Source organism: Pseudoroseomonas cervicalis ATCC 49957, from assembly GCF_000164635.1.
GTDB lineage: Bacteria > Pseudomonadota > Alphaproteobacteria > Acetobacterales > Acetobacteraceae > Pseudoroseomonas > Pseudoroseomonas cervicalis.
Map to the genome: position 1 here is coordinate 112,204 of NZ_GG770783.1, position 8,754 is coordinate 120,957.

Consider the following 8,754-nt stretch of genomic DNA (forward strand, 5'->3'; position numbering starts at 1 on the left):
CGACCCGATGCGCCGGCTGGCGGTCGGCGACGCCGTGGCGCTGCGCTGGGAGGCCGAGGCCGCCCGGCTGCTGCCGGCCCTCCAGGATTGACGCAAAGAACCAATGGGAGACGAGGCATGACCACCATCACCCGCCGCGCCGCGCTGGCCGGCAGCGCCGCCGCCCTGGCGTCGATCACCGCCGGCCTGCCGGGCATCGCCCGCGCCCAGGGCAAGCAGGTCGTCATCGGCACCTGGGGCGGCGATTATGGCGAGCTGCTGCGCGCCAATATCGATCAGCCGCTGATGGCGCCCCAGGGCATCGAGGTCCTGCAGGACATCGCCAATGCCGACCCGCGCAAGACCAAGCTGCTGGCCGAGCGCCAGGCGCGGCGCGGCACCTTCGACGTCGCCTGCCTGTCGGACACCGACATGCACATGATCTCGGCCCAGGGCGCCTTCGACACGCTCGACATGGGCAAGCTGAAGCGCGGCAGCGCCATCCTGCCGGCGTTGGCCAAGCCCTATGCCGTGCCGCACATCTATTCGGCGCTCGTCCTGCTCTACAACCCGAACAAGGTGACGACGCCGCCCACCGGCTTCGCCGACATGCTGGACCCGAAGTATCGCGGTCGCGTCGGCTTCTCCGACATCCTCTACAGCACCAACACCTTCGCCGCCGCCATGGCCGGCGGCGGCTCCTTCAGCGATTACGGCCCGGCGCGGCAGAAGCTGATGGAGCTGCGCTCGCTCGACGCCAAGGTCTACCCCTCGAACGAGGCGCTGGCCGCGGCGCTGAAGTCGGAAGAGGTGTGGATGACGCCGATGTGGCTGGCCCGCGGCTTCATGTGGCAGAAGGCCGGCATCCCGGTGAAGCATGTCGTCCCGGCCGAGGGCGCCTACGCCATCGTCTTCGAGATGGCGGTGCCGAAGAACAGCCGCAACAAGGACAATGCCTACGCCTATCTGGACGCCGCGCTGCAGCCGGCCGCCCAGGCCGCCTTCGCCGACCGCATGGGCTATCTGCCGACCGTCAAGGACGCCTCCCTGCCGGCCGAGATCGCCAGCCAGATCAGCCTGAGCGAGGCCGAGCAGCAGCGCCTGCGCGCCCCGGATTACGACTACCTGCTGCGGCAGCATGGCGAGATCCTGGATTTCTGGAACAAGCAGTTCAAGGCGTAAGCATGGCCGCGCTCGTCCTTCCCGCCGGGCTTCTGGTGTTCACCCTGCTGGTGGCGCCGATGCTGCTGCTGGCCCGCATTTCGCTCAACCGCTTCAGCCCGACCGAGCTGATGGTGGAGGCGACGAGCGCGGAGAACTACCTGCGCGCGCTGCAGGATCCCTACTACCAGCAGGTGCTGCTCACCACGCTCGGCGTGGCGCTGGGCTGCACCCTGCTGGCGCTCGCCCTCGGCTTTCCCGCCGCCTACTGGCTGGCGCGCATGGAAAGCCGCTGGAAGAGCATGGCCACCATCCTGGTGCTGTTCCCGCTGCTGGTCGGCAATGTCGTGCGCGCCGCCGGCTGGATGGCGCTGCTGGGCAATGAGGGCGCGATCAACGCCACGCTGCGCGGGCTCGGCCTGATCAGCGCGCCGCTGCCGCTGCTCTACAATGCCGGCTCCGTCGTGGTCGGCATCGTCGCCGTGGTGCTGCCCTACATGATCCTGACGCTCTCGGCGGTGATCGAGGGCATCCCGCGCCAGGCGGAGGAAGCGGCGGCCAATCTGGGCGCGAAGCCGATGACGGTGTTCCGCCGCGTCGTGCTGCCGCTGGCGCTGCCGGGCGTCGCCGCTGGGTCGGTGCTGGTGTTCATCCTGTGCATGAACGCCTACGCCACGCCGGTCCTGCTCGGCGGGCCGCAATTCAAGATGATGGCGCCCGCCGTCTACGACCAGTTCGTGCGCGGCAACAACTGGCCCTTCGGCGCGGCGCTGGCCTTCATCCTGCTGGCGGTCACGCTGGTGCTGACCGTGGTGGGCAGCACTTTTCTCGGGCGCAAGTATCGCGCGGCGTGAGAGGGGCGCCGCCCCTCTCACACTCTCCCCGCCAGGAACCTGAGGTTCCTGGACCTCCCATCAGAAAGACAAGGGAAACGTCCATGAGCAATCCCGATGTGGGGCAGGAGATCACCGCCCGGAACCTGAAGATGGGCATGCCGCCCGTGCCGGCGGCCACCGCGCGCGATTGCGGCGCCGGGCCCTATGGCAGGCTGGTGCTGCGCGGCGCCACCATCATCGACGGCACCGGCGCGCCGCCCTGGGGCCCGGCCGATATCGTCATCGAGAATGACCGCATCGCCGCCATCGTCGCCGTCGGCACGCCAGGCAAACCCATCAGCCCCTCCCGCCGCCCGCCCGAGGGCGAGGTCGAGATCGATTGCCACGGCAAATTCGTCACCCCCGGACTGATCGATTGCCACACCCATGCGGGCGTGCCCTATCACGCGCTGCACGGCACGCCGGCGCCGGCCGACTATGTCTACAAGCTGTGGCTGGCGCATGGCGTGACCACGGTGCGCGAGATGGGCTGCTTCAGCGGCATCGACTGGATGGTGGAGCAGCGCGAGGCATCCGCCGCCAACCGCATCGCGGCGCCGCGCATCGTGGCCCACGCCTATTTCCCCGCCGTCAACGACATGCTGAAGACCATCCACACGCCCGACGAGGCGCGCGCCTGGCTGCGCCGCCTGAAGGAGCGCGGCGCGGATGGGGTGAAGTTCTTCGGCGCGCCGCCGGCCATCATGAAGGCGGCGCTGGCCGAATGCCGCGAGCTCGGCCTGCGCACCGGCTGCCACCACGCGCAGCAGGCGGTGACGCGGATGAACGCGCTGACCACCGCCGAATGGGGCCTGACCAGCGCCGAGCATTATTACGGCCTGCCCGAGGCGCTCTACGACAACCGCGTCGTGCAGAGCTACCCCGCCGGCTACAACTACAATGACGAGTATTTCCGCTTCTCCTCCGCCGGCCAGACCTTCCAGCAGGCGGCCGAGCCGGGCAGCGCGAAATGGAACGAGGTGATGGAGCGCTTCCTGGCGCTCGACTTCACCTTCGTGCCCACCATGACGATCTACGACGCCAACCGCGACGTGATGCGCATGCGCCGCGCCGACTGGCATGACGACTACACCTGGCCCAGCATGTGGCGCTTCTTCCAGCCGGCGCGCGGCGGGCATGGCTCCTACTGGTTCCGCTGGTCGATCGGCAACGAGATCGACTGGAAGCAGCATTACCGCCTCTGGATGACCTTCCTGAACGAGTACAAGAACCGCGGCGGGCGGGTCTGCACCGGCAGCGATTCCGGCTTCATCTTCCAGACCTTCGGCTTCGGCTATGTGCGCGAGCTGGAGCTGCTGCAGGAGGCCGGCTTCAACCCGCTCGAGGTGCTGCGCTCCGCCACCATCCAGGGCGCCGAGCTGCTCGGCATCGATGCCGAGACCGGCAGCATCGAGGTCGGCAAGCAGGCGGACCTGCTGGTGCTGGACGAGAACCCGCTCGAGGATTTCAAGCTGCTCTACGGCACCGGCGCGCTGCGGCTGAACGATGCCACCGGTCAGCCGGAATGGCGCCAGGCGCTGCGCCACACCATCCGCGGCGGGCTGGTCTTCGACGTGCCGGCGATGCTGGCCGATCTGCGCCGCATGGTAGCGGACCAGAAGGCGCTGGAGGCCGAGCAGGCGAAGACGCCCACGCCAGCATGAGCGCCGAGTTCATCCTGCTGGCCGGCTTCCTCGGCAGCGGCAAGACGACGCTGCTGCGCGACTGGCTGGCCCTGCCGGAGGCTGCGGACACCGCCGTCATCGTCAACGAGGCGGGGCAGATCGATGTCGATGGCGCCATCGTCGCCGATGGCGGCACGGTGCCGCTGGCGCTGCTGAACAATGGCTGCGTCTGCTGCTCGCTGACCAATGATCTGGTGTTCACGGTGGAGGCGCTGCTGCGGCAGCGGCGGGAAGCGGGGCAGGGGCCGTTCCGCCGCATCATCCTGGAATGCAGCGGGCTGTCGAAGCCGGGGCCGATCCTGCGCTCGCTGGCGCCGCTCTCGCCGCTGGGGTTGCGGGTGCGGGTGGTGGCCACCTGCGACGCCGCCCAGGCACCCTCCCGCGCCGCGCATTTCGAGGAGTTCGCGGCGCAGATCGCGGCGGCCGACACGGTGGTGCTGACCAAGCTGGACCAGGCGCCGGCCGAGGCCGCGCTGGCGCTGGTGGAGGGCCTCAACCCGCTGGCCGCCCGGGTGGTGGAGGGCGACCCGGCGCGCCGCGCGCTGGCTGCCTTCACCGTCGCACCCGGCCTCGCCGCCGGTTTCCCGGAGACCGGGCGCGCGCATCCGGAGGTTGGCGTCACGCTGGCCGAGTTCGGCGAGGACGCCTCCTGGGAGGACCGGCTGGACTGGCTGGAGAATCTCGCGGCTTTCGCCGGCGACAGGCTGCTGCGGGTGAAGGGCTTCCTGCATCCGCCGCATGCACCGGAGACGGCGCTGTTGGTGCAGCTGGTGGGCACGCTGCAGAGCCCGCCGGTGCCGATGCCGCGCGGTGCGCGCACGCCGGAGGCGCTGGTGGTGATCGCCCGCGGCCTGGATGCCGCTGCGTTGCGCGATGTGGATGCCGACGCCCCGGTGCGTCTCTCCCGCCTGTCCGACCGCCGTTTGCGCTGCGACTGACGGCGGGGTCCGGGGGGATCCTATCCCCCCGGCGGGGGATCCAAGGGGGCGGCGCCCCCTTGGCCTGTCTTCAGGCGGCCTGCGCCACCTGTGTGAAGGCCTGCGCGAAGCTGTCGCGTTCGGCTTCCGTCATGTGCAGACCGCGCTTGGTGCGGCGCCAGAGGGCGTCTTCCGGCGCGCGCACCCATTCCTGCTGCACCATCCATTCCAGCTCGCGCTCGGTGATGCCGCCGCCGAGGTCGCGGCCGAGATCGGCGGCGTTGCGCGCATGCCCCAGCGCCGCGTCGAGCTCCCCGCCATAGCAGTGGAACAGCCGGCGCAGGGTGCTGCCTTCGATGAAGGGATAGCGTTGCGCGGCCTCGGCCAGGAAAGCTTCGGTGGTTTTCCCGCCCAGATCGCCGCCGGGCAGGGTGGCCTTGTCGGTCCAGGGCGCGGCGTTGCGGCCCAGCGCCTCGCAGAGCTGGGTCGCGGCGTCCTCGGCCAGGCGGCGATAGGTGGTGATCTTGCCGCCGAAGACGGAGAGCAGCGGCGCCGCCTTGCGGTCCATCTTCAGGACATAGTCGCGCGTCACGGCCGAGGGATTCTCGGCGCCGTCATCATGCAGCGGGCGCACGCCGGAATAGGTCCAGACGATGTCGTCCGGCGTGACGGGCTTGCGGAACTGTCGGGAGACGGCGCGGCAGAGATAGGCGGCTTCTTCCGGCGTGCAGCGCGGCGGGCCGGCATCGGCGGCGTGCGGCACATCGGTGGTGCCGATGAGGGTGAAGCGCCCCTCATAGGGAATGACGAAGACCACGCGCCGGTCGTCATTCTGCAGGATGTAGGCCTGGTTGCCCTCATAGAGGGCTGGCACGACGATGTGGCTGCCGCGCACCAGCCGCACGCGGTCGGGGGCGGCGACGCCGGTGCCCTCCAGCGCCTGCATCACCCAGGGGCCGGCGGCGTTGGCGATGGCGCGGGCGCGCACCGTCTCGGCGCGGCCATCCTCGCCGGTCAGCGTCACGCTCCATCCATCGGGGCCGCGGGTGGCGGCGGTGAAGGCCGTGCGCACGCGGATCTCGGCGCCGCGCGCGGCGGCGTCGCGGGCGTTCAGCACGACCAGCCGCGCATCCTCGACCCAGGCGTCGGAATAGGCGAAGCCATGCGTGGCCTGGCCGTTCAGCGGCGCGCCCCAGGGGTGGCTGCGGAAATCCAGCGCCTCGCTGCCCGGCAGGGTGACGCGCTTGGCCAGGTGGTCATAGAGGAACAGGCCGGCGCGCAGCATCCAGCGCGGCCGCATCTCGGCCAGGTGCGGCAGCACGAAGCGCATCGGCCAGACGATGTGCGGGGCCAGGCGCAGCAGCACCTCGCGCTCCGCCAGCGCCTCGCGCACCAGGCGGAACTCGTAGTGCTCGAGATAGCGCAGCCCGCCATGGATCAGCTTGGAGGAGGCGGAGGAGGTGGCCCCGCCCAGATCGCCGCGCTCGACGAGCAGGACGGACAGACCCCGCCCCGCCGCGTCGCGCGCGATGCCGGCGCCATTGGCGCCGCCGCCGATCACCAGGAGATCGACCATGTCGCGCATCTCAGATCAGCCTCGCCCGCACGCGGGTCACCACGATCTCGGCCAGCAGCACCACGACCAGGATGGCGAGCAGCACGGTGGCCACGCGCTCCCACTGGAAGAAGTTGATGGCGTCGTCCAGCACCAGGCCGATGCCGCCGGCGCCCACCAGGCCGAGCACCGCGCTCTCGCGCACATTGATGTCCCAGCGGAACAGCGCGATGCCCCAGAAGGCCGGCTGCACCTGCGGCCAGACGCCCTTCAGCAGCTCCGCCCCCCAGGAGGCGCCGGAGGCGCGTAGCGCCTCGCGCGGGCCCTGGTTGGTCTCCTCCAGCGCCTCGGCCAGCAGCTTGCCGACGAAGCCCACCGAGCGGAAGGCGATGGCGAAGACGCCCGCCGCCGCGCCGGGGCCGAAGATGGCGACGAAGAGCAGCGCCCAGACCAGCGAGTTGACCGAGCGCGAGGCGACCAGGCCGAGCTGCGCCGCCGCGTTCAGCGGCTTGATGGTGCAGATGTTGCGCGCCGCCAGCAGCGCCAGCGGCACGGCGAGGACGAAGCAGAACACGGTGCCGAGGGTCGCGATATGCAGCGTCTCGATCAGCGCGTTGTGCACCTCGGGGTAGTAATGCGCGAGGTCGGGCGGCCACATGCGCACCAGCATGTCGGCCATCTGTTCCGGCGCATCGACCAGGAATTCCGGGATGATGTCGATGCTGCGCAGCGCCCAGACCACGGCGGCGACGCAGACCAGCCAGACCAGCCAGCGCGAGAGGCGCTGGGCCGGGGTGAAGCGGTGCCATTCGCGCCGCAGCGGCGCCATGGGATCACCGGAGGGACCGCCGGGGAGGCGGTCCATGCTGGGGGTCATGCTGTTCATCGCAGGGCGGCCCGGACACGGCCGGAGATGATCTCGGCCAGGAAGATGAGGGCGATGATGGCGAGCAGGATGGCCGCCACGAAGTCGTAGTCGAAGCGCTTGAAGGCCGCGAACAGCGTGCCGCCGATGCCGCCGGCGCCGACGATGCCGACCAGCGTCGAGTTCCGCAGGTTGCTGTCGAGCTGGTACAGGCTGAAGCCGATGAAGCGCGAGGCCACCTGCGGCAGCACCGCATAGGCCAGCACCTTCATCACGCCGGCGCCCGTGGCGCGGATCGCCTCCACCTGCTTCATCGAGATCTCCTCGATGGCTTCGGCGAAGAGCTTGGCGATGAAGCCGATCGAGGCCACCACCAGCGCCGCCGTGCCGGCCAGCGCGCCGAAGCCGATCGCCTTGACGAAGAGGATGGCGACGATGACGTAGTGCAGCGAGCGGCAGACCGCGATCACCGCGCGCACCGGCGCCGAGATCCAGACCGGGGAGAGGTTGCGCGCCGCCAGCACGCCGAGCGGCAGCGAGAGCAGGATGCCGATGGCCGAGGCGAGGACGGCGATCTGCAGGCTCTCCAGCAGGCCTTCCAGCAGCAGCGACCAGCGCTCGAAATTCGGCGGCACCATGCGGGCGAGCAGCCGGCCGCCCTCGCCCATGCCATGCGCCACGCGGTCCCAGCTGAGGCCGAGGCGGCTGCAGGCCCAGACGGTGTAGAGGGCGAGCGCGAGCAGCGCGATGCGCATCGTCCAGTTGGGGGCGAAGGCGACGCGGCGCGCCGCCTCGGCCCCGGGTTGCGGCAGGGTGGTGCTCACAGCCAGTCCTCGCCGCCATAGATGGCGCGCAGGTGATGCGTCTCGAGCTGCTCCGGCGGGCCGTCGAAGATCACGCTGCCACCCGACATGCCGATGATCCGCCGCGCGTAGCGCTTGGCGAGGTCGACATTGTGGATGTTGATGATCACCGGCACGCCCTCGGCGGCGGTCAGGTTGGTCAGCAGCTCCAGCACCTCGACCGCGGTGCGGGGGTCGAGGGAGGAGGTCGGCTCATCGGCCAGCAGGATGTCAGGCCGCTGCATCAGCGCGCGGGCGATGCCCACGCGCTGGCGCTGGCCGCCCGAGAGGGCGTCGGCGCGCCGGGTCGCATGCTCCGGCAGGCCGACCGCGTCCAGCAGCGCGAAGGCGCGCTGGATGTCGGCTTCCGGATATTTGCGCAGCCAGGCGCGCCACAGCGGAACGTAGCCGAGCCGCCCGCTCAGCACGTTCTCCATCACGCTCAGGCGCTCGACCAGGTTGTATTCCTGGAACACCATGCCGATGCGCCGCCGCGCCATGCGCAGCTCCCGCCCCGACAGGCCGGTGAGCTCCGTGCCGTGCAGCTTGATCGAGCCCCGTGTGGGCTCGACCAGGCGGTTGATGCAGCGGATCAGCGTCGACTTGCCGGTGCCGGAGGGGCCGATGATGGCGGTGATCCCCTCGGCCGGGACGGCGATGTCGATGCCTTTCAGCACCGGCTTGCCGGCGGCGTATTCCTTGACCAGGCCCTTGATCTCCAGGGCGATGGCCGGGGCGGGGGCGGCGTCCTGTCGGGCTGCGGTCATGCTGGCGGACATGGTGTGGCCTTCACTCGTGGATCAGCGCGGCGCCGCGGCGCCGGGCGTGGCGCCGGTCGGCGCCACATGGGTCGGCGCGGCCGGCTGCTGCTGCTG

8 protein-coding genes are annotated in these 8,754 nt (G+C 70.5%); 4 read left to right on the forward strand and 4 right to left on the reverse strand.

The window, feature by feature from the left end; all coding sequences use genetic code 11:
- The first annotated feature begins 117 nt into the window (after window positions 1-117).
- The 4 genes from HMPREF0731_RS17820 to HMPREF0731_RS17835 all read left to right on the forward strand — a co-directional run bounded on the left by HMPREF0731_RS17820 (window position 118) and on the right by HMPREF0731_RS17835 (window position 4,638).
- Window positions 118-1,161: an ABC transporter substrate-binding protein gene (locus tag HMPREF0731_RS17820; RefSeq protein WP_007005584.1), complete on the forward strand. Its 1,044-nt coding sequence runs from the start codon at window positions 118-120 to the stop codon at window positions 1,159-1,161.
- A 2-nt stretch (window positions 1,162-1,163) separates the two neighbouring features.
- Window positions 1,164-1,994, forward strand: coding sequence for an ABC transporter permease (locus HMPREF0731_RS17825; RefSeq protein ID WP_007005585.1), 831 nt, complete (start codon window positions 1,164-1,166; stop codon window positions 1,992-1,994).
- A gap of 83 nt (window positions 1,995-2,077) precedes the next feature.
- Entirely contained in the window at window positions 2,078-3,679 is a 1,602-nt protein-coding gene (locus tag HMPREF0731_RS17830) for an amidohydrolase family protein (RefSeq protein WP_007005586.1), read from the forward strand.
- Window positions 3,676-4,638 (forward strand): CobW family GTP-binding protein, encoded by a 963-nt coding sequence (locus HMPREF0731_RS17835; RefSeq protein WP_007005587.1) that lies wholly within the window; start codon window positions 3,676-3,678, stop codon window positions 4,636-4,638. The genes HMPREF0731_RS17830 and HMPREF0731_RS17835 overlap by 4 nt, the downstream gene beginning before the upstream one ends.
- Window positions 4,639-4,708: 70 nt before the next feature.
- On the opposite strand, the gene glpD is transcribed toward HMPREF0731_RS17835, so the two are convergent.
- The 4 genes from glpD to phnC are packed head-to-tail and all read right to left on the reverse strand — an operon-like array spanning window position 4,709 to window position 8,646.
- Entirely contained in the window at window positions 4,709-6,202 is a 1,494-nt protein-coding gene (glpD, locus tag HMPREF0731_RS17840) for a glycerol-3-phosphate dehydrogenase (protein WP_007005588.1), read from the reverse strand.
- 1 nt (window position 6,203) lies between these two features.
- Window positions 6,204-7,037, reverse strand: a complete 834-nt coding sequence (gene phnE, locus HMPREF0731_RS17845; RefSeq protein WP_211207957.1) for a phosphonate ABC transporter, permease protein PhnE — start codon at window positions 7,035-7,037, stop codon at window positions 6,204-6,206.
- Between the two features lie 17 nt (window positions 7,038-7,054).
- Entirely contained in the window at window positions 7,055-7,861 is an 807-nt protein-coding gene (gene phnE, locus HMPREF0731_RS17850) for a phosphonate ABC transporter, permease protein PhnE (RefSeq protein WP_007005590.1), read from the reverse strand.
- Window positions 7,858-8,646 (reverse strand): phosphonate ABC transporter ATP-binding protein, encoded by a 789-nt coding sequence (phnC, locus tag HMPREF0731_RS17855; RefSeq protein WP_408734762.1) that lies wholly within the window; start codon window positions 8,644-8,646, stop codon window positions 7,858-7,860. Before phnC ends, phnE (HMPREF0731_RS17850) begins: the two co-directional genes overlap by 4 nt.
- Window positions 8,647-8,754: the final 108 nt, after the last annotated feature.